The sequence below is a fragment of the Rhodococcus sp. PBTS 1 genome, from assembly GCF_001620025.1.
In the GTDB taxonomy this organism is placed as follows: Bacteria; Actinomycetota; Actinomycetes; order Mycobacteriales; family Mycobacteriaceae; genus Rhodococcoides; species Rhodococcoides kroppenstedtii.
On sequence record NZ_CP015219.1, the window covers coordinates 89,149 to 111,238 of the forward strand.

18 protein-coding genes are annotated in these 22,090 nt (G+C 70.7%); 10 read left to right on the forward strand and 8 right to left on the reverse strand.

Features of this window, described 5'->3' with window-relative positions; genetic code table 11:
- Positions 1 to 19: 19 nt before the first annotated feature.
- A complete protein-coding gene (locus tag A3Q40_RS00385) occupies positions 20 to 1,711 on the reverse strand; it encodes an MDR family MFS transporter (protein ID WP_068099324.1) in 1,692 nt (563 codons plus the stop codon).
- Between the two features lie 101 nt (positions 1,712 to 1,812).
- Here A3Q40_RS00385 and A3Q40_RS00390 point away from each other — a divergent pair, with 101 nt between their 5' ends.
- Positions 1,813 to 2,223, forward strand: a complete 411-nt coding sequence (locus A3Q40_RS00390) for a rhodanese-like domain-containing protein (protein ID WP_068099325.1) — start codon at positions 1,813 to 1,815, stop codon at positions 2,221 to 2,223.
- Entirely contained in the window at positions 2,223 to 3,434 is a 1,212-nt protein-coding gene (locus A3Q40_RS00395) for an O-succinylhomoserine sulfhydrylase (protein WP_068104774.1), read from the forward strand. Before A3Q40_RS00390 ends, A3Q40_RS00395 begins: the two co-directional genes overlap by 1 nt.
- 18 nt (positions 3,435 to 3,452) lie before the next feature.
- Here the strand turns inward: A3Q40_RS00395 and A3Q40_RS00400 are convergent, their stop codons facing one another.
- On the reverse strand, positions 3,453 to 4,544 hold the full coding sequence (locus A3Q40_RS00400; protein WP_068099326.1) for an isochorismate synthase: 1,092 nt from the start codon (positions 4,542 to 4,544) through the stop codon (positions 3,453 to 3,455).
- Complete coding sequence (locus A3Q40_RS00405) at positions 4,541 to 5,302, reverse strand: HAD-IIA family hydrolase (RefSeq protein WP_068104775.1); 762 nt, start codon at positions 5,300 to 5,302, stop codon at positions 4,541 to 4,543. The genes A3Q40_RS00400 and A3Q40_RS00405 overlap by 4 nt, the downstream gene beginning before the upstream one ends.
- 186 nt (positions 5,303 to 5,488) lie before the next feature.
- On the opposite strand from A3Q40_RS00405, the gene A3Q40_RS00410 reads away from it, so the two are divergent.
- The 5 genes from A3Q40_RS00410 to A3Q40_RS00430 all read left to right on the forward strand — a co-directional run bounded on the left by A3Q40_RS00410 (position 5,489) and on the right by A3Q40_RS00430 (position 10,720).
- On the forward strand, positions 5,489 to 6,199 hold the full coding sequence (locus A3Q40_RS00410; protein ID WP_068099327.1) for a GNAT family N-acetyltransferase: 711 nt from the start codon (positions 5,489 to 5,491) through the stop codon (positions 6,197 to 6,199).
- A 3-nt stretch (positions 6,200 to 6,202) separates the two neighbouring features.
- Positions 6,203 to 7,405 (forward strand): GNAT family N-acetyltransferase, encoded by a 1,203-nt coding sequence (locus A3Q40_RS00415; RefSeq protein WP_068099328.1) that lies wholly within the window; start codon positions 6,203 to 6,205, stop codon positions 7,403 to 7,405.
- Between the two features lie 104 nt (positions 7,406 to 7,509).
- Complete coding sequence (locus A3Q40_RS00420; protein WP_068099329.1) at positions 7,510 to 8,403, forward strand: LLM class flavin-dependent oxidoreductase; 894 nt, start codon at positions 7,510 to 7,512, stop codon at positions 8,401 to 8,403.
- Entirely contained in the window at positions 8,400 to 9,692 is a 1,293-nt protein-coding gene (locus A3Q40_RS20685; RefSeq protein ID WP_068099330.1) for an LLM class flavin-dependent oxidoreductase, read from the forward strand. Before A3Q40_RS00420 ends, A3Q40_RS20685 begins: the two co-directional genes overlap by 4 nt.
- On the forward strand, positions 9,689 to 10,720 hold the full coding sequence (locus A3Q40_RS00430; RefSeq protein WP_068099331.1) for an MsnO8 family LLM class oxidoreductase: 1,032 nt from the start codon (positions 9,689 to 9,691) through the stop codon (positions 10,718 to 10,720). The genes A3Q40_RS20685 and A3Q40_RS00430 overlap by 4 nt, the downstream gene beginning before the upstream one ends.
- A 37-nt stretch (positions 10,721 to 10,757) precedes the next feature.
- Here the strand turns inward: A3Q40_RS00430 and A3Q40_RS00435 are convergent, their stop codons facing one another.
- Positions 10,758 to 11,420 (reverse strand): hypothetical protein, encoded by a 663-nt coding sequence (locus A3Q40_RS00435; protein ID WP_068099332.1) that lies wholly within the window; start codon positions 11,418 to 11,420, stop codon positions 10,758 to 10,760.
- Positions 11,421 to 11,598: 178 nt separating this feature from the next.
- Between A3Q40_RS00435 and fgd the strand changes: the two genes are divergently transcribed.
- The 3 genes from fgd to A3Q40_RS00450 are packed head-to-tail and all read left to right on the forward strand — an operon-like array spanning position 11,599 to position 15,899.
- Positions 11,599 to 12,612 carry a glucose-6-phosphate dehydrogenase (coenzyme-F420) gene (gene fgd, locus A3Q40_RS00440; protein ID WP_068099333.1) on the forward strand — a complete coding sequence of 338 codons (1,014 nt, stop codon included), beginning with the start codon at positions 11,599 to 11,601 and terminating at the stop codon, positions 12,610 to 12,612.
- A 15-nt stretch (positions 12,613 to 12,627) separates the two neighbouring features.
- Complete coding sequence (pta, locus tag A3Q40_RS00445) at positions 12,628 to 14,718, forward strand: phosphate acetyltransferase (RefSeq protein WP_068104776.1); 2,091 nt, start codon at positions 12,628 to 12,630, stop codon at positions 14,716 to 14,718.
- Entirely contained in the window at positions 14,715 to 15,899 is a 1,185-nt protein-coding gene (locus A3Q40_RS00450; protein WP_068099334.1) for an acetate kinase, read from the forward strand. The genes pta and A3Q40_RS00450 overlap by 4 nt, the downstream gene beginning before the upstream one ends.
- A gap of 3 nt (positions 15,900 to 15,902) precedes the next feature.
- On the opposite strand, the gene A3Q40_RS00455 is transcribed toward A3Q40_RS00450, so the two are convergent.
- The 4 genes from A3Q40_RS00455 to A3Q40_RS00470 all read right to left on the reverse strand — a co-directional run bounded on the left by A3Q40_RS00455 (position 15,903) and on the right by A3Q40_RS00470 (position 22,060).
- Positions 15,903 to 17,111, reverse strand: a complete 1,209-nt coding sequence (locus tag A3Q40_RS00455; protein ID WP_308124913.1) for a DICT sensory domain-containing protein — start codon at positions 17,109 to 17,111, stop codon at positions 15,903 to 15,905.
- 244 nt (positions 17,112 to 17,355) lie between these two features.
- Positions 17,356 to 19,713, reverse strand: coding sequence for a serine/threonine-protein kinase (locus tag A3Q40_RS00460; RefSeq protein WP_068099335.1), 2,358 nt, complete (start codon positions 19,711 to 19,713; stop codon positions 17,356 to 17,358).
- Positions 19,710 to 20,696, reverse strand: a complete 987-nt coding sequence (locus A3Q40_RS00465; protein WP_068104782.1) for a glutamate ABC transporter substrate-binding protein — start codon at positions 20,694 to 20,696, stop codon at positions 19,710 to 19,712. Before A3Q40_RS00465 ends, A3Q40_RS00460 begins: the two co-directional genes overlap by 4 nt.
- Positions 20,696 to 22,060: a hypothetical protein gene (locus A3Q40_RS00470; RefSeq protein ID WP_235606382.1), complete on the reverse strand. Its 1,365-nt coding sequence runs from the start codon at positions 22,058 to 22,060 to the stop codon at positions 20,696 to 20,698. The genes A3Q40_RS00465 and A3Q40_RS00470 overlap by 1 nt, the downstream gene beginning before the upstream one ends.
- Between the last annotated feature and the right edge of the window lie 30 nt (positions 22,061 to 22,090).

The following is a 22,090-nucleotide window of genomic DNA, read 5'->3' on the forward strand; positions in this document are numbered from 1 at the left end:
CCCCCGCACCGGGTCCGGGTCAGGGCTCGGCGAGCTCCGACCGCTGGGCGGCCAGCCCACCCTGCGTGCGCAACGGGATCTCCTTGTGGAACAGGTTGATGACGAAACCGACGGCCAGCAGCACACCGGCGGCGACGAACACCTGATCCATCGCGTCGGAGAAGCCGATTCGGAAGGGGTCACCGAGCGCCGTCGGCAGCTTCTGGATGAACGACGTGTCCTCCAGGACGCCGCCCGCCGCCGACCCGTCGCCCGACGCCAGTCCCTGCGCGAGCCCCGCGACGGTCGGATCGCTGCTCTGCGCCGCCTCGCCGACGGCGGACCGGAACTCGGGCGTCGCGGCGGCCGAGATCAGCGCGTCGCGAATGGTGTCGGTGACGCGGGAGAACAGCAGCGACAGGAACGCCGCGACACCGATGGTCCCGCCGATCTGGCGGAAGAACGTGGCCGACGACGTCGAGACGCCCATGTCCTGCGGCGGTAGCGAGTTCTGGATGGCGAGGGTGAGCGGCTGCATCAGGTTGCCGAGTCCGAAGCCGAACCCGAACATCGCCAGCATGATCGCCCACAGCGGGGTGTCGTAGCGGATGAACGAGAACGCGAACATGCAGACCGTCATCAGGGTGGTGCCGATGATCGGGTAGGGCCGGTAGTGGCCGGTCCGGGAGATCATCTGCCCGGAGAACACCGACGCGATCATGATGCCGAGCACCAACGGCAGCATCTGGAATCCGGCGAGGGTCGGCGACGATCCCTTCACCACCTGCAGGTACTGCGGCAGCAGGGTGATGCCGCCGAACATCGCGGCACCGGTGACCACCGACAGCAGCAGTCCGATGCTGAACGTGGAATTGCGGAAGAAGCGCATGGGGATGAGGGCGTTCGACTTCATCCGGATTTCGACCGCGACGAACGCGGCGATGCCCAGCGCGCCGATCACGTAACAGATCACCGCGCGTCCGGAGCCCCAGCCCCAGACGCGGCCCTGCTCGGCAATGATGAGCAGCGGGACCAGGCCCACCGCGAGCGCGGCGGCGCCGCCCCAGTCGACGACGGCGTTGCCGCGGCGCGGCGGCAGGTTGAGCACCTTGGCAACGACGAACAACGCGACGACGCCGATGGGCACGTTGACGAAGAACACCCACCGCCAGCCGGTGACGGAGAGAATCTCGTCGGCACCGGAGAGCACGCCGCCGATGACCGGACCCAGCACGCTCGACGTGCCGAACACGGCGAGGAAGTATCCCTGGTACTTCGCGCGCTCGCGCGGCGGGACGATGTCGCCGACGATCGTCAGGGCCAGCGAGAACAGGCCGCCGGCGCCGAGACCCTGGACGGCGCGGAACGCCGCCAACTGGTACATCGACGTCGCGAAACCGCAGAGAGCCGACCCGATCACGAAGATCGTGATGGCGGCGAGGAAGAACTGCTTGCGGCCGTAGAGGTCGGACAGCTTGCCGTAGAGCGGGGTCGAGATCGTGGCGGTGATGAGGTACGCCGTGGTGACCCACGCCTGGATCGAGAACCCCTGCAGGTCGTCGGCGATCGTGCGGATCGACGTCGAGACGATCGTCTGATCCAGCGCCGCGAGGAACATTCCGAGCATCAGCCCGGAGATGATGGTCAGGATCTGCTTGTGCGTGAAGTCGGTTCCGGCGGCGCCCTGCGCAGACGCGGTGGCTTCGCTCCCCGGAGCAGCGGTGTCGCTCATCGGAACATCTTGCCCCGATATCGCCCTGCGCTGCGACTATGCGACAAATCGGGCGGGGTCGCGCGCGGGTCCGGTGTGACGGCGTGTGCGAAACTGGGGCCGTGAGCTACGCAGGAGACATCACGCCCGAGCAGGCCTGGGAGATGCTGGCCTCGGATCCGAACGCGTCGTTGGTCGACGTCCGCACGCACGCGGAGTGGACGTACGTCGGCGTGCCGGACACCTCGTCGCTGAACAAGCGCACCGCCTTCGTGGAGTGGGTGAGCTATCCCGACGGCCGGCCGAACGAGCAGTTCGTCGAGCAGCTGCGCGCCTCCGGGGTCGAGTCCGGCCCCGTCGTCTTCCTGTGTCGCTCCGGTCAGCGGTCCATCGGCGCCGCCGAGGCGGCGACGGCTGCCGGGATCACGCCGGCGTACAACGTGCTGGACGGCTTCGAGGGCGCGACGGACGCCGACGGTCACCGCGGCGGCGCCGGGTGGCGTGCGGTCGGCCTCGCGTGGCGGCAGAAGTGATCCCTCGCGGCGGCGGATTCTCCAAGCCCCTTCCCGACGGCGTCGGCCCCGGCACCCTGGGGGTGCGCGGCGGGCTGAACCGGTCCGGGTTCGAGGAGAACGCCGAGGCTCTCTATCTCACCTCCGGCTTCGTCTACGAGAGCGCGGAGGCGGCCGAGCAAGCATTCACCGGCGACGTCGACCACTTCGTCTACTCGCGCTACGGCAATCCGACGGTGTCGATGTTCGAGGAGCGCATCCGTCTGCTCGACGGTGCGGAGGCGGCGTTCGCGACGTCCTCCGGTATGTCGGCGGTGTTCACCGCGCTCGGTGCGCTGCTGAAGGCCGGGGACCGTCTGGTGGCGGCGCGCAGCCTGTTCGGGTCGTGCTTCGTGGTGTGCAACGAAATTCTGCCGCGCTGGGGTGTGGAGACCGTCTTCGTCGACGGCGAGGATCTCGACCAGTGGGAGCAGGCCCTGTCGGTGCCCACCACGGCGGTGTTCTTCGAGACGCCGTCGAACCCCATGCAGTCGCTGGTGGACGTGCGGCGGGTGGTCGAGTTGGCGCACGCCGCGGGCGCACAAGTGGTGCTGGACAACGTCTTCGCGACGCCGATCCTGCAGCGCAGCTTCGATCTCGGGGCCGATGTGGTGGTCTACTCCGGTACCAAGCACATCGACGGCCAGGGCCGCGTGCTCGGCGGTGCGATCCTGGGCTCGCGGGAGTACATCGACGGACCGGTGCAGACGCTCATGCGGCACACGGGTCCGGCGCTGAGTCCGTTCAACGCGTGGACCCTGCTCAAGGGACTCGAGACGATGGCTCTGCGGGTGCAGCGGATGACCGCGTCCGCGCTGGCCGTGGCGGAGTTCCTCGAGACGCAGTCGGGGATCTCCTGGGTGCGGTACCCGTACCTCGAGTCGCACCCGCAGCACGAGCTGGCGATGTCCCAGATGTCCGGCGGCGGCACGGTGGTGACGTTCGAGCTCGAGGGCGGCAAGGAGCGGGCGTTCCGGTTCCTCGACGGCCTGAAGATCGTCGACATCTCGAACAACCTCGGCGACGCCAAGACCATGACCACCCACCCGGCCACGACGACGCACCGCTCGATGGGTCCGGAAGGCCGTGCTGCCGTAGGAATCTCGGACGGAGTGGTCCGTATCTCCGTCGGCCTCGAGGACGTGGCCGACCTGCTCGGCGACATCGAGGGTGCGCTGACGAGCGGGGCCTGACGGGTCGGTGGTCCGGCGTCAGGCGAGTCCGAAAGGCGCGAGGACCGTCGCGAACTTCGCCGTGGTCTCGTCGAGTTCGGCGTCGGGATCGGAGTCGGCGACGATGCCCCCGCCGGCCGTCGCGACGCCGCTGCGACCGTCGGCGGCGATGTCGAGGCAGCGGATGGCCACCATCCATTCGCCGTCACCGGACGCGTCGCACCACCCGACGGCGCCGGCGTAGAAGTCGCGGCTGCGGCCGGACTCGACCAGGTCGATCGTGCGCAGGGCCAGGTCGGTGGGGCTGCCCGCGACCGCGGGCGTCGGATGCAGGGCCAGCGCGAGGTCCAGTGCGGTGGTGGCGGAGTCGCGCAGGGTGCCGGTGATGGGCGTCGCGAGGTGCCACACCGCGGGGGTACCGATCAGCGTCGGCTCGGCGGGCACGTCGAGGTCGTCGCACAGGGGAGCGAGCGCGGCGGCGATCGCGTCGACCACGTACCGATGCTCGGCGAGGTTCTTCGCACTGGCCAGCAACGTCTCGCCGGCCGCGCGGTCGGCGTCGGGATCGGCACCTCGCGGAGCGGTCCCGGCGAACGGCCGGCACACCACTTCCCGCCCGGTGCGGCGGACCAACAGTTCCGGCGACGCGCCGACGAGGTGGCGACCGAAGTACGGCCCGCCCGCGGCGGTGAGGTCGACGCAGAACCCGTTGTGTCCCGGATTCGCGGCGATGAGACTGTTCGCCAACGTGATCGGGTCCAGCGTGCGGTCGAAGACCAGGGTGATCGAGCGGGCCAGCACCACCTTGCGCAGCGCTCCGCCCGGGTGCCGCAGGATGGTCAGCGCGCGGCGTACTCGGTCCACGTGCTTCTCCGGCGGCGGATTGCGCGAGGCGATCACCGCCCCCGGAAGGTCGAGGCCGCCGGCCGGGACGCGGGGCTCGTCGTACCGATCGAACGTGACCGGCTCGACCAGGGCGCACAGCGTGGCGGCGTCGAACCCGAACGCGCCCACCAGAATCGACGCATCCCCGTCGGCCAGCGCCTCGCGCGCGTCGTCGACGTGATCGAACGACTGTCGCGCTCCCGACGCCACCACGCTGCGATCGGGACGGGAGTAGAGGAAGGTCATCCGAACGGAGTCTCCGTGTGGCCCACCAGGTCCGCGACCGACTCGATTACTCGCGTCGGACGGAACGGATACATCTCCACCGACGCCCGCGTCGAGATGCCGGTGAGCACCAGGATGGTCTGCAGTCCCGCCTCGAGCCCGGACACCACGTCGGTGTCCATGCGGTCGCCGATCATGAGCGTGTTCTCCGAGTGCGCGCCGATGGCCCGCAGCGCCGACCGCATCATGAGCGCGTTCGGCTTGCCCACGTAGTACGGCTCGCGACCGGTGGCCCGGGTGATGAGGGCCGCCACGGAACCCGTTGCGGGCAGCGACCCGTCGCGTGACGGGCCGGTGGCGTCGGGGTTGGTGGCGATGAAGCGGGCGCCGCGCTCGACCAGTCGGATCGCCGTCGTGATCGCCTCGAACGAGTACGTGCGCGTCTCGCCGAGCACGACGTAGTCCGGGTCGATGTCGGTGATGATGTAGCCGATGTCGTGCAGTGCCGTCGTCAAGCCCGATTCGCCGACCACGTAGGCGGTGCCGCCCGGCCGCTGGTTGTGCAGGAACGTCGCGGTGGCCAGCGCGGAGGTCCAGATGGACTCCTCGGGGATCTCCAGGCCCGTGCGGCGCAGGCGCGCCTGCAGGTCGCGACGCGTGCGAATGGAGTTGTTGGTCAGCACGATGAACGGCGTGCCGGTGTCCTGCAACTCCTGCAGGAAGCGGTCGGCTCCCGGGACGAGGTGCTCCTCGTGGACCAGGACGCCGTCCATGTCCATGAGGTACGTCCACCGGTGGTCGGCTGGTTTCGCGGTCACGGTGACCATTCTGCCGTCCACGACGGGATCGGGACACCGCGGTGGCGAAGCACCGGACATTGGGTGGCGGTGCGCCGCGCATTCGAGTGGCGATCACCGTGAGCGCAACCGTCCCGACGTGTCGGAGGCCGGACCTACAGTGGGTCGGTGACGTGCAGCTCGCCGACCGTGACGGCCGTTCATCCGCTCGACGATCCGGTGCGATCGTCCCTCGCCGGCGCCCACGCGCCGTTCGCCCGCTGGGTCGGCCGGGTTGCGCGCTACGACCCCGAGGTCTCCGGTTTCGTCGGGCATCCCCCGCAGCTGGACGAGCAGGACTGGGCCGACCTGGCCGTCCTGCTCGGCCCCGGTGAGGAAGTCGCGTTGCGCGGCGGTCCCCACACCCCGCCGCCCGGGTGGGCGGTGCCGTCCACGATCGGCCTGGTGCAGTTCGACGGAACCGGCCTCGAGGTCGCCCCCGATCCCGATGCTCTCGTGCTCGGGCCGGCGGACGTCCCCGAGATGCTCGACCTCGTCGAGTGCACGCGCCCCGGCCCGTTTCGCGTCCGCACCCTGGAGATGGGCACCTACCTGGGTCTGCGCGACGGGGGACGCCTGATCGCCATGGCCGGCGAGCGGTTGCACCCCCGCGGGTGGACCGAGATCAGCGCGGTCTGCACCGACCCCGATTTTCGCGGCCTCGGTCTCGCCACGCGCCTGATCCGCGCGGTCGGACACGGCATCCGGGCGCGCGGTGACGTGCCGTTCCTGCACACCAGCGCGGCCAATCACAGCGCCATTCGTCTCTACGACGCATTGGGCTTCCACCTCCGGCAACGCTCCACGCTCACGCTGGTGCGCACGCCGGTAGGGTCCTGAGGAATGGTCGAGATACGCGTTCTGCGCACCCCCGACGAGCTGCTCGCGTCCCAGCAGGTGTTCCGCGCCGCAATGGTGGGCCTGCCGTCGCTGCCGGTCACGCGGGACGTCGTGAGCACCCTCCGCGAGCCGGGCCTGACCTACGGCGCGTACGACGGGTCGACCCTCGTCGGGACCACGGACGGTGGCGTCGGCGCCCTCACCCTCCCCGGCGGCGCCGCCGTCTCCCACCTCGCCGTCACCCACGTCGGCGTCCTGCCGACCCACACCCGCCGCGGCATCGTCTCGGCCCTGTTGCGACGCCAGCTGCGCGACGCGCGGGACGCCGGCCACGTCGTCGCCACGCTGCGAGCATCGGAGGCGGTCATCTACGGCCGCTACGGCTACGGCGTCGCGACGTCGTCGGTTCGTGCCGAGGTGATCACCGCCCGCGCCCGTCTACGGGACGGGGTGGCGACGTCGGGAACCACCCGCCTGGTCGACCGCGAGGGGTCGCTCGATCGGCAGGCCGCCATCCTCGACGAGAACCCCTCGGCCCGTCCGGGTTTCGTCTCGCGGTTGTCGATCTGGTGGGCGGCGCATCGGCTGCGCGAGGACGACAAGCCGGTGTGGGTCGCGGTGCACTCCACCGATGGTCGCGACGACGGGTACGTGCGCTACCGGCCGACGGACCCGTCGCAGTGGTGGTCGGGTGCGGACCGTCGCGTCGTCGTCGAGGACCTGCACGCGCCCACGGATGCCGTCTTCGCTGATCTTCTCCGGTTCCTGCTCCGACTCGACCTCGTGGATCGCATCACGTTCCCCGCGCTGCCCGTCGACACCGTGCTGCCGCTGCTGGTGCACGACCGCCGGGCGGTGCGGCTGCAGTCGACCTCGGACGAGACGTGGCTGCGCATCCTCGACATCCACGCGGCGCTCGCCGCGCGAACCTACGGTTCCGGGTCGCCGGTCACCGTCACCGTCGACGACGACGAGCTGCCCGAGAACGCTGGGACGGTCGAGGTGGGACCGGACGGAGTCCGCCGCGTCGACGGGCCCGGCGCGGTCCGAGTGCACGTCCGCGAACTCGCGGCGGTGCTGCTCGGCGGCACGTCGTGGCGCGCGCTCGCGACGGCGGGCCTGGTCACGGCGGACGCGGACGCGCTCGCCGCGGCCGACGCGCTGTTCGCAACCGACCGCGCTCCGTTCGCCGGCGTCGGGTTCTGACCCGCCCGCATTCCCTCCCGATCACGCTGATTCCAACCGGTGTGGTGCGCGCCCGTCCCGTCTAGCGTCGTCCGCTCGGGGGCAGTCGAGAACGGGAGAGCGCGATGAGTTCCACGGTGTCGATCGGCATCGACGTCGGATCGGGGTCGGTCGATCCCGCCGAGATCAGGTCGGTGGCGAGGGCCGCCGAGAACGCCGGGTTCACGTACGTCTCGTTCGGCGACGGGGACCCCACCCGCGGACTCGACCCCGTCTCGCGCGCGGCGTTCGTCGTCGGCGTCACCAGCACCATCGGGCTCGTCGCCCCGGCGGACACCACCTACGCCGAGCCGTTTCACGTCTCGTCCCAACTCGCGTCGCTCGACCACGCCTCGCGTGGCCGGGCGGGATGGATCGCCGTGCGCAACGACGCCGCCGCCGTCGCGTCGGCCTGGGGCCGACCGCATCTCACCGACGACGCGGATCTCCGACGCGAGCAGCGCGACGCCGTCACCGTCGCGCGTGATCTGTGGGATTCGTGGGAGGGCGACGCCGTGATCCGACACGCCGCGTCCGGACGCTATCTCGACCGAGACCGGTTGCACTACGTGGACTTTCGCGGCGAGACCTATTCGGTGAAGGGGCCGGCCATCGTGCCGCGTCCGCCCCAGGGGCAGGTGGTGGTGTTCGGGCGCGCCGGGGAGCTCGACGACGATCTGCTCGACGTCGTGCTGGTGGAGAGTCAGGGTGACACCGGCACCGCGACGCCGACGGTTCTCGATGTCGAGGCGCCCACCGATCGAGCGGGTGCCGAGGCGCTCGCCGACCGGATCGTTCGCGACCGCCTCTCGGTCCGTCTGCGGACGGACGACCCGACCGCCGTGCTGGCCGTCGCGACCCGGTTCCTGCTTCCCGCGGTGATCGCCGCCGGCGTCGTGCACCGCCCCCGCGTCGGCGCGACGCTCCGCGACCATCTGGGCCTGGCTCGGCCCGTCAATCGATTCGAGGCAGCCTCGTGAGCGAACGATTTCCCGATGCCACAGTGCATTTCGGCGTCTTCCTGCAGGGTGTGAACCACACGACCATCTGGTCCGCGCCGGACAGCGGGTCGCAGATCGACGCCGAGACGTTCCGGCGCGTCGCGACCACCGCGGAGCGCGGACTGTTCGACGCGTTCTTCCTGGGCGAGGGCCTGCGGCTGCGGGAGCAGGACGGGAAGATTCTCGACCTGGACATCGCGGGGCGGCCGGACGCCATCACCGAACTCGCGGCGCTCGCCGGACTCACCGACCGCATCGGCCTGGTCGCCACCCAGAACACCACCTACAACGAGCCGGTCGACCTCGCGCGACGGCTCGCGTCGCTCGACGTCCTCTCCGGCGGGCGCGCCGGATGGAACGTGGTGACCACGGACAACGCGTGGACCGGCGAGAATTTCCGGCGCGGCGGGTATCTCGATCACGCGGACCGGTACGTGCGGGCCCGCCAGTTCCTCGACGCGGCCCGCGCCCTGTGGGACGGGACCGGGTCGCCGGTGCAGGTGCGGACGTCGCAGTTCGACATCGCCGCCACCCCGTCGATCCCACGCAGCCCGCAGGGGCATCCGGTGATTTTCCAGGCGGGCGACTCCGCGGAGGGTCGCGACTTCGCCGCGGCCGGTGCCGATGTCATCTTCTCCCGCCACGGCACCCACATCGAGGATGCCGCCGCGTTCGCCGACGACATCCGCGCTCGGCTCGTCGCGCACGGTCGACCCGAGGACGACGTCCGGATCCTGCCGGGAACGCAGATCGTCCTCGCCGACTCCGCTCGCGAGGTCGAGGAGAAGGTGCGCTGGGTCAAGGACGGTCAGTTCACCGGACCCACCGCGCTCTCGCTCGCCGGTCACGTCTGGGGACGCGACCTGTCCCACCTCGATCCCGACGGCCCGCTGCCGGCGGACGATCCGGAGCCGCAACCGATCACGGGGACGCGGGGGACGCCGCGGCACGGCAACGACCCCGTCGCCGTCGCGCGGGAATGGCGCTCCCTGGCCGAGGCGAAGAACCTCTCTCTCCGCCAGGTGGTTATCGAGACCTCGGCCCGAACGGGTTTCGCCGGAACGCCGTCGTCGGTGGCGGACGAGCTCACGCGGTGGGTGCGATCGGGTGCGAGTCACGGCTTCAACATCACGCCGTACCTGGTGCCGACGGGGCTGGACGACATCGTCGACAAGCTGGTGCCGGAGCTGCAGGATCGTGGCGCGTACCGCACGGCCTACGAGGGAACGACGTTGCGCGAGCATCTGAATCTGCGGCCACGGCAGTGACTTCCGCACCGCCGCTTCCCCTCTCGGTCCTCGACCTCTCACCGGTGGCGGCGGGATCGACGCCGGGTGCCGCGCTGCGTCGGTCCCTGGATCTCGCGCGCCGCGTGGAGGAGTGGGGGTACGCACGGTACTGGGTGGCCGAGCACCACTTCGCGGCCGTGGCGGGCTCGTCGCCCGACGTCCTGGTCGGGCTGATCGCCGCCGGGACCAACACGATTCGGGTCGGCTCCGCCGCGATCCTCGTCGGGCACCGCACGCCGATCTCGGTCGTCGAGGCGGCGGGGACCGTCGACGCTCTCTACCCGGGACGCGTCGACGTGGGGCTCGGGAGATCCGCGCACCGCGTCGTGGACCCGGGGAGCCGACGGGCCGCGAACCTGGCCGCGACGTCGTTCCCCGGCGCGGACCCCCCGCCGTTCGCGTCCTTCGTCGACGACGTGCGGGCGCTGCTGACCGGCACGTACGAGCGCGACGGCCACGTCCTGACCGCGACGCCCGGCGCGGGCGCCGACGTGGACCTGTGGGTCCTCGGCAGCAGCGGCGGCGAGAGCGCCCGCGTCGCCGGTGAACGGGGCCTGCCGTTCGCGGCGAACTATCACGTCAGCCCCACCACGACGGACGACGCAGTGGCGGCCTACCGCGCGGCGTTCCGGCCGTCGGAGCGGCCCGACGGGCCGTACGTCGTCGTCTCGGCGGACGTCGTTGTCGCGGAGGACGACGAGGCGGCCCGTCGTCTCGCCGCCGGATACGGCCGGTGGGTGCACGGCATCCTCGCCGGCGACGGTGCGCAGCCCTATCTCGCCGAGCCCGATCCCCTCACCGACGACGAGGCCGCGGTCGTGGAGACGCGCGTCGCCACCCAGATCGTCGGGTCACCCGCCACGGCCGCCGCCCGGCTGCGTGAGTTGGCCGAGCGGACCGGCGCGGACGAACTGCTGGTCACCACCCTCACCCACGATCAGGAGGACCGGTGTCGGTCCTACCGCCTGCTGGCCCGAGAATGGGGTCTGCCTGCACTACGCCCCTGAACCCGTGAGCGAGGAGGCGCGTTGCGCCACCACGGCATCACGTCTCGACGAGGCGGGTACCGCGAAGTTCGTAGGACTTCAGCGCCCAGTACCCGCCGAAGGTGACCACGGCGACGGCCTCGACCACCAGCACCGCCAGCGCACCCTGCCCGGAGAGCAGGACGATGGCCAGCGCGGTCAGCGGAGCGATCACCACGACGAACGCCACCACGCGGTAGGCGGTGCGGTAGCGGCGGATGCGGCGGGCGGGATCGTCGGAGGAGCCCAGGGTGTCGTCGGCGCACCACCACACGGACGCGGCGAAGGTGACGAAGAAGCCCACCGCCGCGGCGGCGTGCACTGCCATCCGGAGTCCGAACGCTTCGTCTCCGGGCGGGTCCGTCGGTACCAGCGCGACGACCACGAGGAGCGTCCCGGCGACGTTGAGCAGCCGGTTCTCGAGTGGGCTGTAGCCGCGATAGCAGATCAGGGTGATGCCGGTGCCGACGAGCGCGCCGACGAAGACGTCCCGCGCCGGGCTCCAGTAGTACTCGCTGATCGAACCGAGGACCGGGAGTGCGGAACCGAGCAGCGACCAGCCGATCAGCACCACCGGCAGGCCCACGGCGAGGATCGTCATGGCCGCGCGCAGCGCGAAGTAGGTGCCGACGATCTGTTCGGCCAGCTCGTCGGTGCGGGCGGGGCCGGGCGGGGTAGCCATGGCTCGACCCTAGGCGCGCGCCCATGCTGCGGGAGTGCACACTAGGGCGCCCGATAGGCGGGAACCCGTCGCGTCTACGGAGTTGTGTGCAGCCAGGCACGGTCCCTCCTGCCGGGTCGGACGCCCCAGCGCCTACATTCGAGGGCGGCAGTGGTGGTCGACGAGCGAGGAGCGCGGCGTGGCACGGGAACTGAAGTTGGGATACAAGGCGTCCGCCGAGCAGTTCGGCCCGCGTGAGCTGGTGGAGCTCGGAGTCGCGGCGGAGGCCGCCGGCATGGACTCCGCCACGGTCAGCGACCACTTCCAGCCGTGGCGCCACGAGGGCGGGCACGCGCCGTTCTCCCTCGCCTGGATGACGGCGGTGGGCGAGCGCACCGAACGCCTGCAGCTCGGCACCTCGGTGATGACCCCGACCTTCCGCTACAACCCCGCCGTGATCGCGCAGGCGTTCGCCACGATGGCGTGTCTGTACCCGAACCGCATCTTCCTCGGCGTCGGCACCGGCGAAGCCCTCAACGAGATCGCCACCGGCTTCTCCGGCGAGTGGCCCGAGTTCAAGGAGCGGTTCGCGCGGCTGCGGGAAGCGGTCTCGCTCATGCGCGAGCTCTGGCTCGGCGACCGCGTGGACTTCGACGGCGAGTACTACCGCACCTCCGGCGCGTCGATCTACGACGTGCCCGACGGCGGCGTCCCCGTGTACGTGGCAGCCGGCGGTCCGGTGGTGGCTCGTTACGCCGGCCGGGCGGGCGACGGGTTCATCTGCACCTCGGGCAAGGGCATGGAGCTCTACACCGACAAGCTGCTGCCCGCGGTGGCCGAGGGTGCGGAGAAGAAGGAGCGGTCCGTCGACGAGATCGACCACATGATCGAGATCAAGATCTCCTACGACACCGATCCCGACGCGGCGCTCGAGAACACGCGATTCTGGGCGCCGCTGTCGCTGACGCCGGAGCAGAAGCATTCCATCGACGATCCGATCGAGATGGAGAAGGCGGCCGACGAGTTGCCGATCGAGCAGGTGGCCAAGCGGTGGATCGTCGCGTCCGACCCGGACGAGGCCGTCGAAAAGGTGAAGCAGTACGTCGACGCCGGTCTGAACCACCTGGTCTTCCACGCCCCGGGGCACGATCAGCGCCGATTCCTGGAGTTGTTCCGGACCGATCTCGAGCCCCGACTGCGCCGACTCGGCTGAACTAGGGTGGTCGGCATGGCCGACACCGAGTCCAGCGGCGCAGTTCGTGGCGTCTACATCGCGTCGCCGGAGGGCGACACCGGCAAGTCCACCATCGCGCTCGGTCTGCTGACGATGCTCGGGGCGTCGACGGCGCGGGTGGGGGTGTTCCGCCCCATCGCGCGGTCGTCGTCGGAGACCGACTACATCCTCGAGTTGATGATCGACCACACCACGGCCGACACGACCTACGACCAGTCGCTGGGGGTGACGTACGACGAGGTCCACGCCGACCCCGACGCCGCGTTGGCCGAGATCGTTCGCCGCTACCACGAGGTGGCGGCCCAGTGCGATGCCGTCGTCGTGATCGGCAGCGACTACACCGACGTCGCCAGTCCCAGCGAGTTGGGTTTCAACGCCCGCATCGCCGTCAACCTCGGCCTGCCGGTCCTGCTGGCGCTGCGCGGCTCGGAGCGGACGCCGGACGAGATCGCCCAGCTCGCGGACCTGTGCCGGTCCGAACTGTCCACGCACCGAGCCCATTTGGCGGGAATCGTCGCCAACCGCTGCGATCCGGACGCCCTGGACGAGGTCATCGGCCGCCTCGCCACCGACGACGTCCCGGCCTGGGCTCTGCCCGAGGTGCCGTTGCTCGTCGCGCCCACCATGGACGAGCTGCTCACCGCAGTCGACGGGGAGCTCTACAGCGGCGATCCCGAACTGCTGCAACGGGAAGCGCTGCGGGTGATGGTGGGCGGCATGACGGCCGAGCACATCCTCGAGCGGCTCACCGAGGCCGTCGTCGTGATCGCTCCCGCCGACCGCTCGGAGGTCCTGCTCGCCCTGGTGAACGCGCACGAGGCCGACGGGTTCCCCTCGCTCGCGGGCATCGTCATGAACGGTGGGTTGGAACCGCATCCGATGATCGCGAAGCTCATTGCGGGGCTGCAGCCTCGGCTCCCGATCCTCACCACCGAGCTCGGCACCTTCGACACCGCCAGCGTGGCCGCGAACACCCGCGGCCGTGTGGCCGTCGGATCGCAGCGCAAGGTCGACACCGCGCTGGCGGTGGTGGAGCAGCACATCAAGGCCGAGGACATCCTGGGTCGGCTCGACGTCGCGATGCCGTCGGTGGTGACACCGCAGATGTTCGAGTACCGGCTGATCGACCGTGCCCGCGCCGACCGCCGGCACATCGTTCTCCCGGAAGGCGGCGACGACCGCATCCTGCGCGCGGCGGGACGTCTGCTGCAGCGGCAGGTCGCCGACCTGACCATCCTCGGTGACGAGACGGCAGTGACCCGGCGGGCGGGCGAGCTGGGTGTCGACCTCTCCGCGGCCACCGTGCTCGACCCGACGTCCTCGGAGTACTTCGACGACTTCGTGGCCGAGTACGCCGAACTCCGCAAGCACAAAGGCATGACCCCGGAGAAGGCGCGCGAGGTGATGGCGGACATCTCGTACTTCGGAACGATGATGGTGCACAAGGGAATCGCGGACGGCATGGTGTCCGGGGCCGCGCACACCACGGCGCACACCATCAGGCCGTCCTTCGAGATCGTCAAGACGCGCGAGGGGGTGTCGACGGTGTCGTCGATCTTCCTCATGTGCCTCGCCGATCGCGTTCTCGCGTACGGTGATTGCGCCGTCGTCCCCGATCCCACCGCCGAGCAGCTCGCCGACATCGCCGTCTCGTCCGCCCAGACCGCGTCGATGTTCGGCATCGAGCCGCGGGTGGCCATGCTGAGTTACTCGACGGGTGATTCCGGTTCCGGTGCGGACGTCGAGAAGGTGCGGGAGGCCACGGAGCTGGTCCGCGACCGGGCGCCGGATCTGTTGGTGGAGGGGCCGATTCAGTACGACGCCGCCATCGACCCGTCGGTCGCGAAATCCAAGCTGCCGGACTCGGACGTCGCCGGGCAGGCCACCGTCTTCGTCTTCCCCGACCTCAACACCGGCAACAACACGTACAAGGCCGTGCAACGCAGTGCGGGCGCGGTCGCGGTGGGACCGGTGCTGCAGGGACTGAAGAAGCCGGTCAACGATCTCTCCCGCGGTGCGTTGGTCCAGGACATCGTGAACACCGTGGCCATCACGGCCATTCAGGCGCAGGGGGCCGACCAGTGACCGTTCTGGTGATCAACTCCGGGTCCAGCTCGGTGAAGTTCCAGGTGGTCGACGTCGACCGGGCCGACGGTGTGCTGCACGGCATCGTCGAGCGCATCGGCGAGTCCGACGCGACGGTGGCGGTCACCTACCGGGGCGAGACCACCGAGCGGACACTCGAGATCGCCGATCACGACGAGGCTCTGAAGACCGCCTTCGCGACCATGGCGGAGGCCGGGCTGTCGCTCGCCGACGCCGGCGTGACGGCCGTCGGCCACCGGGTGGTCCACGGCGGCACCGTGTTCAGCGAGCCGACGCTGATCGACGACGACGTCATGGCCACCGTCGATCGACTCAGTGCGCTCGCGCCCCTGCACAATCCGGCGAACGTGAAGGGCATCGAGGTGGCCCGTCGGGAACTGCCCGACGTACCGCAGGTCGCCGTCTTCGACACCGCCTTCTTCCACGCCCTGCCCGCGGCGGCGTCGACCTACGCGATCGACCGCGACGTCGCCCGCGATCACGACATCAAGCGCTACGGCATGCACGGCACCTCCCACGAGTACGTGAGCGGCCGGGTGGCGGAGTTCCTGGAGCGGGATCCGCAGTCGCTCAACCAGATCGTGCTCCACCTCGGCAACGGGGCGTCCGCGTCGGCGGTGCGCGGCGGCGCAGCCGTGGACACCTCGATGGGCCTGACCCCGCTCGAAGGGCTGGTCATGGGCACCCGCAGCGGGGACATCGATCCGGGCATCGTCATGCACCTGCGCCGCAGCGCCGACCTCGATGTCGACGGCATCGACACGCTGCTGAACCGGCGCTCCGGCATCAAGGGCCTGTCGGGCGTCACCGACTTCCGTGAGCTCCGCCGACTGGTCGACGAGGGTGACGACGACGCCCGGCTCGCCTTCGACGTCTACATCCACCGGCTACGAAAGTACCTCGGGGCGTACATGATCGGCCTCGGACGCGTCGACGTCGTCACCTTCACCGCCGGCGTCGGCGAGAACTCACCCGAGGTCCGCGCCGCGGCCCTGGCCGACCTGGAGAACTACGGCATCGTGGTCGACGAGGAGCGGAACGCCGTGCGCAGCAAGGACGCACGGGTGATCTCCGCCGACTCCAGCGCGGTCACCGTGCTGGTCGTGCCCACGAACGAGGAGCTGGCCATCGCCCGCGCTGCCCTGGCGCTGACCTCGTAGGCCCTACGGTGTGAAACGGTGCATGATTGCGTGCGCCGCCTGGGTGACCGTCGCGCGGTCGTAGGTCTGCACGAAGTCGAAGGTGCGCTCGAGGTCGGGGCCGTTGTCGTGCCGGTCCCGCGCCGAGAGCAATGCCGCGTGATGCGGCCCGAGCACGACGACGGTCCACTCGTTCACCATGTCGTCGGCCGGATCCAGCGGCGCGTGCTGGGTGTTGCCGTCGAGCATCTGCGTCAGACCGACGCCGTAGACGCCGGCGAACCCGATGGTGTCCGCCAGGTGACGCCAGCGCTGCGCCGTCCGCTCAGTGAAGTGCGTGGCGTGTTGGAACGTCCCCAGCGCCAGCATGGCGGACCCGGCCGCCACCGCCTGCTTCTCGAGCGACTTGCTCATCTGCACCAGAACGCGCTTGGTGCCGCGCCGCGGCGTCGCGTGCTCGGAGGCGATCGCGTACGGCGTCGTCTCGGCCGGAATGGGCGTGGTCCATACCGGTGCGTGGGGCATGGGGACGACGTCCTCGGTGAGCAGACCCGCCGGGTCGTCGACCGGTGGGTAGAGGGCTCCGATGCCGTACGTCGCGCCGACGGTCTGGGCGGCGAGCCGCGCGGCGTCGTCGTCGATTCCCTCCGCGACGATCACGGCGTGACTGCGCTCGACGTAGGCGCTGAGCGCGTGGGCGGTGGCGCCGATGTCCGTCCTCGCGGAGCCCGAGTGGAGCTCGGCCGCGGTGACCACGATGTCCGGCTCGATCAGCGAGAGCAGCGTCGCGGCCTGGACGTCGACTCCAACGCCGTCGAGAGCGACCAGGCGGCCCGACGCCCGCGCCGACACCACCCGGGCCAGCGCGCGATGCGGATTGCGCAGCACGTCGGTGGCGTCGACGGTGACGATGGTGCGCTCGAGGCCCTCGGTGGCCGGCTCCGCAGCCAGCGGCGACTCGGAGTCGATGGTCACCAGCAGCGGCAGGTGGTCGGCGACGGTCCGCGCGAGCGGCGTGCGGGCGTGGCGGTGCTTGTACTCGTCCAGATCGGCGCGCTGGCCCATCAGTTGCGCGGCGTGGCGCAGTGCGGAGGCAGTACCGAGAGCGGTACCGCTGGGACCTCGGACCTGGAGCTCCGCCCCGGCCAACGCTCCGTCCTCGAGACGGCGTACCGGCGCGAACTGCATCTGGACCTCCACCCCGAGCAAGTCGGGAACGTGGGTTCGCGTCAACGAACTCCCCTCACGTACGAACGACAACGATCGACGCCGGGGTCTCGACGTTCCCTCCACCGTACGGAAGATGGGGGCGTGGCGTCCACGGGACCGCCCCCAGGGGTGGGGGCGGGGCGCGGGTTGCGGGGCGCTGCGCAGGTTTCGGTCACCTTCACCGGTTGCAACCAGTGCAGTTGGCGGGAACCTGCGCAACTGGCGGGAACCTGCGCGGGTCACCGTGCGCTGCGCAGCGGGAGCGGGGTCAGAGCAGCGACTGGGGCCGCACGGCGTTGGCGAGGTCGACCAGGGCGAAGCGGTGGGAGCGGCTCCGGGCGGTCCGGGCCAGGGCGCGCAGAGCCGACTCGGCGCCCGTTCGGAGACCGTCACGGGTGAAGGGCACGCCGAGGATCCGCCGGGAGGTCTCCGGCTCCCGCCCGGACTCCATCCAGTCGAGGGCGGTCCCGAGGACGACGGTACGGAGCTGCAGCGCGCGGGGCTCGCGGGCGGGGAGTGCCTCGATGCGGCGGGCGGCTTCGGCGAGAGCCCCTTCGGTCATGTCCTCGACGGGACCCGAGAGCAGGGTGAGCACACTGGTCATGCGCGCCATCGAGTAGTGCCGCGACGTCGGCGGCACCTGATCGAGGGTGAAGATCGCGTCGAGGACGGCGCCGCGCTCGGTCATCCGACGGGCCACCCCGAACGCTGCGCTGACGATGGTGCGGTCGGTACGCCAGACGGAGGTGTACATGGTTTCGGCAGTGGCGCACCAAGTGTCGTGGTCCTCGTCGCCCGTCTGCTGGGCGAGCAGCTCCGCGGTGGCGGCCATCGCGAGTTTCGGTGCGATCTCCCCGGGCACCGCCGACAGGACGGCGTCGAATCGCCGTGCAGCGTCGACGAAGCTCCGGCCGAGCAGGGCCGCCGTGCCCCGGTGCCAGTCGACGCGCCAGTTGCCCGTCACCGCGTCGAGCCGCGCGAGCACTTCGGCCGCGGCGTCGCCCTCGCCCAGGTCGAGATAGGCGCGCGCTTCGGTGAGCACGGCCTCGACGGAGCCGAGCGCCTCGTCGCCGACGACGCGGTCCACCCCGTTCTCCCGAGCGAGGCGCAGCGAATCGAGGGTCTGGTGCGGTTCGCTGTGCACCGCGGCGGCGATGAGCTGGGCACTGGGGTCCGACGTGTCGATCAGCGGAACCGGGAGCGCCGCAACGACATCACGCGGATCCAGCCGGGCCACGCGGTGCCGCCCGTCGATGTAGACGTCGGTGACGGCGACCTGCTCGTCGGTGCCGAACGTGGTGCGTTGCGGGGAGAAGACGGTGGACAGTCCGGGATGGGTCTTGCCGGTCTGCTGCGACAGGATCTCGCGCAGGATGCCACTGAGCTGGCTCGCGAGCTCGTCGGCGGAGCGGAACCGCGCGCTCGGATCGAGATGCACGGCCCGGCGCAGCAACCGGTCGTAGAACTCGTACTCCTGCAGTACGGGCGCGTCGTCGGGCAACCCGTCGACGTAACGGCCCTTCTCCGAGGCGATGTCGAGGGTGAGGACGGCGAGGGTGCGGCCGACCGTGTAGATCTCCGAGGCCACCGTCGGGCCGGTCCGGACGATCTCCGGCGCCTGGTACCCCGCCGTCCCGTAGAGGTACCCGTAGCCCTCGAGGGGACTGACCGCCCCGAGGTCGATCAGCTTGATCTGATCCTGCGAGACCATGATGTTCTCGGGCTTGAGATCGTTGTACGCCAGCCCGATCGAGTGCAGGTACGCCATCGCGGGCATCACCTCGAGCAGGTACGCGATGGCCTGCTCGACGGGCAGCTTGGTGCGCGACGGGTCGTCGGTCATGATCTGCCGCAGCGTTCGACCGCCGACGTACTCCATGACGATGTATCCGGTGGTGTCCGCCGGATCACCGGATGTGCTGCCCGCGGGCGCCTTTCGCGGGTGCTCGACGAAGTTGTAGATCTTGACGATGCCGGGGTGCGTGACCTCCGCCAGGAACTGGCGCTCCGCCATGGCGACGGCGTGGGCCTCGGCGTTGCCGAAGTGCAGCAGTCCCTTCAACACCACCCAGCGGTCGCTGACGTTGCGGTCGATCGCGAGGTAGATCCACCCCAGTCCGCCGTGGGCGATGCACCCCTGCACCTCGTACTGTCCGGCCACCATCTCTCCGGGATCGAGCAAGGGCGCGAAGTCGAAATGTGTTCCGCACCGGGTGCAGTCACCGGTCGGGTTCGCCGGCCGTCCGTCGACGCTGCGTCCCACCGGCGCCGCGCACTTCCAGCAGAACCGCTTGCTCTCCGGAACCCGCGGGTCGGACATGATGGCCGTCGCCGGATCGACCTCGGGGATGCGTGGCAGTTCCACCAGTCCGCCGCCGAGCCGACGACGCGACCCGGTGCGCACCCGACGGGACGGGCGCGGCGCGGTGGTGCGGCGGGACGAGTCGGTGTCCGGCGCGGCGGCCCGGGTGCCCTCGAAGTCGGGCACGGCGGCGCGGGTGCCCTCGAAGTCCGGCGCGGCGGCGCGGGTGCCCTCGAAGTCGGGCGCGGCGGCGCGGGTGCCCTCGAAGTCCGGTGCGGCAGCGCGCGTCTCGGCGGCCTCGCCCTCGCCCTCCACCCGGGTCACGACGCACCACCGTAGACCGGGAACGGCGCGCCGGGGGAGGGACCGAGCACGCTCAACCAGCGGGCGTAGAGGGCGTTCCACGTGCCGTCGTTCCGCAGGCGTTCGAGGACGCGGTTGACGAACCGCACGACGTCGTCGTGGCCCTTGGTGACGCCGATGCCGTAGGGCTCGGCGGCGATGGACCCCCCGACGATCTGCAGATACGGGTCCTGCGCGGCGAGGCCGGCCAGGATCGCGTCGTCGGTGCTGACCGCGTCGACCGCGCCCTGCTGCAGCACCACCAGGCAGTCGGCCCAGCTGGGGACGCTGACCACCTGTGCGGTGGGCTGGAGACGCTGGATCCGCTGCAGGGACGTGGTTCCCGCGGCCGCGCACACCCGTCGCCCGGCGAGGTCGTCGATACCGCGGATGCCCGAACCGGCCACCGCCAGCACCCGTTGATCGGCCCGGAAGTACTCCGAGGAGAAGTCGACCCGCTCGCGGCGTGCGCACGTGATGGTCATGGTCTTGACGACGATGTCGACCTCGTTGGCCGCGAGCGCGTCGAGTCGCTGAGCGGACGAGAGGATGCGGTACTCGATGCGGTTCGGATCACCGAGAAGATCGCGGGCGACCTCGCGGGCGATGTCGACGTCGAAGCCGGCCATCTCGCCGGTGACCGGGTCGCGGAAGCTGAACAGGTTGCTGCCCGTGTCGAGTCCGACGATCAGGCGGCCGCGGGCACGGATGGCGTCGACGTTCGGCGACGGTCGACCGGCGCCGTCGGGTGTGGCGTAGTCCGGCTGCAGGCTCGCCCGCGGGTCGCCGCAGTCCGGTGCCGGTGCGGTGGTGGTCGGCGTGGGATTCGTGGTGGCGCCGTCGGGAAGCGGTTGCGCGACCGTCGCGGTCGCCGGTGCGGCGGGCACCGGCGTGTTGTCGGCGCACCCGGTCAGCAGTGCCGCCAGCGTCGCCACCGCCGCCGACGCGGTGCGCGCCCGCCGCATCACAGGTACTCCCGGATGCGCGACCACATGCCGGCGACGACGGCGAGCGCGGCCAGTCCGCACGTCACGGCCGCGCCGACGGTCAGTCCGGTCAGCACGCCCGACGCGCGCTGGACGTTGTCGCGCAGCGCCGTTCGAGACGCATCGATCTCCTCGACCAACGCCGCGTCGAGCCGACCGAATGCGTCGGCAGCGTCGCCCGGCGCCGACCCCGTCGCGATCGCGACGGCGGCGTCGAAGTCCCCGACGTCCAGTGCCGCGTTCAGGCGGTCGTGCGCCGAGGACCAGATCGCGACCAGCGTGCGGGTCTCGTCGATACGCGCGGTGCGCGTGGTCTCGTCGTGGGAGAGGGAGGCGAGAGTGTCCGACAGGGCGGCCACGGACTCGGTGTAGGACTTCTCGTAGTCGTCGCTCGCGGTGCGGCGGGTCATGCCGATGGTTTCGTCGGTCCGGGCCTGCTGCGCCAGAATTCGACTCGACGTCAGCAGATCGAGGGGTTCGGCACCGCGCTCCAACGCGCGGTCGGTCGCGGTCGAGGACACCAGTCCCGCCACCAGCATCCATCCCAGCAGCACCACCACGGCCGCCGCCGCGGCACTGAACCCGAGGTTGATCGTGCGCCGGGTCCGACGCCCCAGATACACCTGCGCCCCGAGCAGCACCACGAGCGAGACGACGAGGAAGAGCAGGGCCGTCCACGGCGGTGTGGCGAACCGTCGCTGGACGGCGGACACGTCGTCGGACTTCCCGGAATGCAGGCTCTCCGCCCACGGCAGGACCGTCGACTGCATCAGAGTCGACGCCTCGGCGAGGTAGGCGGCGCCCACTGGATTGCCGATGCGGTTGTTGGTGCGGGCCGTCTCGATCAGTCCGGCGTACGTCGGCAGGTTGGTCGAGATCGAGGACAGCAGACTCCGCGACGCCGCGTCTTCGGCGGCGAGACCCGTCGACGCCCGCACCACTTCGCCGGCGGCGGCGCCGAGCGCCTCGGTGTAGCGGTCCCGGACGTCGCCGGTGTCGAGGCCGCCCGCGAGGAACGCGGTGGCCGCGGTGGCGTCGGCGACCGAGAGCTGGACGTAGAGGTTCTGGGCGGCGTCGGACAAGGGCTCGGTGCGGGCGAGCAGCTGATCGAGGGTCCGCTCACGATCGGACACGGACACGCTGGTGACCAACGCCGTCGTGATCAGCGTGGCCACGACCAGCAGGCCCACCAGGAGAAACCGAACAGGGGTCGAGCGGAGGAACTCGGTGCGTTCGGAGCGCGTGTCGACCGGCGCGCGGAGGGTGAGCGCACTCGACTGCACGGTGAGTCTCGCCTCCTCGCCCTCGCGGGGCCCGCGCGCCACGGACCCGGCCTCGAGCATAGGCCCCTCGCCGTCTCCCCACCGGTGTCC

Coding starts and splice junctions, on each gene's coding strand:
- A3Q40_RS00385 (WP_068099324.1), bottom strand. CDS start 1,711: ATGAGCGACACCGCTGCTCCGGGGAGCGAAGCCACCGCGTCTGCGCAG.
- A3Q40_RS00400 (WP_068099326.1), bottom strand. CDS start 4,544: ATGACCTTCCTCTACTCCCGTCCCGATCGCAGCGTGGTGGCGTCGGGA.
- A3Q40_RS00405 (WP_068104775.1), bottom strand. CDS start 5,302: ATGGACATGGACGGCGTCCTGGTCCACGAGGAGCACCTCGTCCCGGGA.
- A3Q40_RS00415 (WP_068099328.1), top strand. CDS start 6,203: ATGGTCGAGATACGCGTTCTGCGCACCCCCGACGAGCTGCTCGCGTCC.
- A3Q40_RS00420 (WP_068099329.1), top strand. CDS start 7,510: ATGAGTTCCACGGTGTCGATCGGCATCGACGTCGGATCGGGGTCGGTC.
- A3Q40_RS00435 (WP_068099332.1), bottom strand. CDS start 11,420: ATGGCTACCCCGCCCGGCCCCGCCCGCACCGACGAGCTGGCCGAACAG.
- pta (WP_068104776.1), top strand. CDS start 12,628: ATGGCCGACACCGAGTCCAGCGGCGCAGTTCGTGGCGTCTACATCGCG.
- A3Q40_RS00465 (WP_068104782.1), bottom strand. CDS start 20,696: ATGCGGCGGGCGCGCACCGCGTCGGCGGCGGTGGCGACGCTGGCGGCA.
- A3Q40_RS00470 (WP_235606382.1), bottom strand. CDS start 22,060: ATGCTCGAGGCCGGGTCCGTGGCGCGCGGGCCCCGCGAGGGCGAGGAG.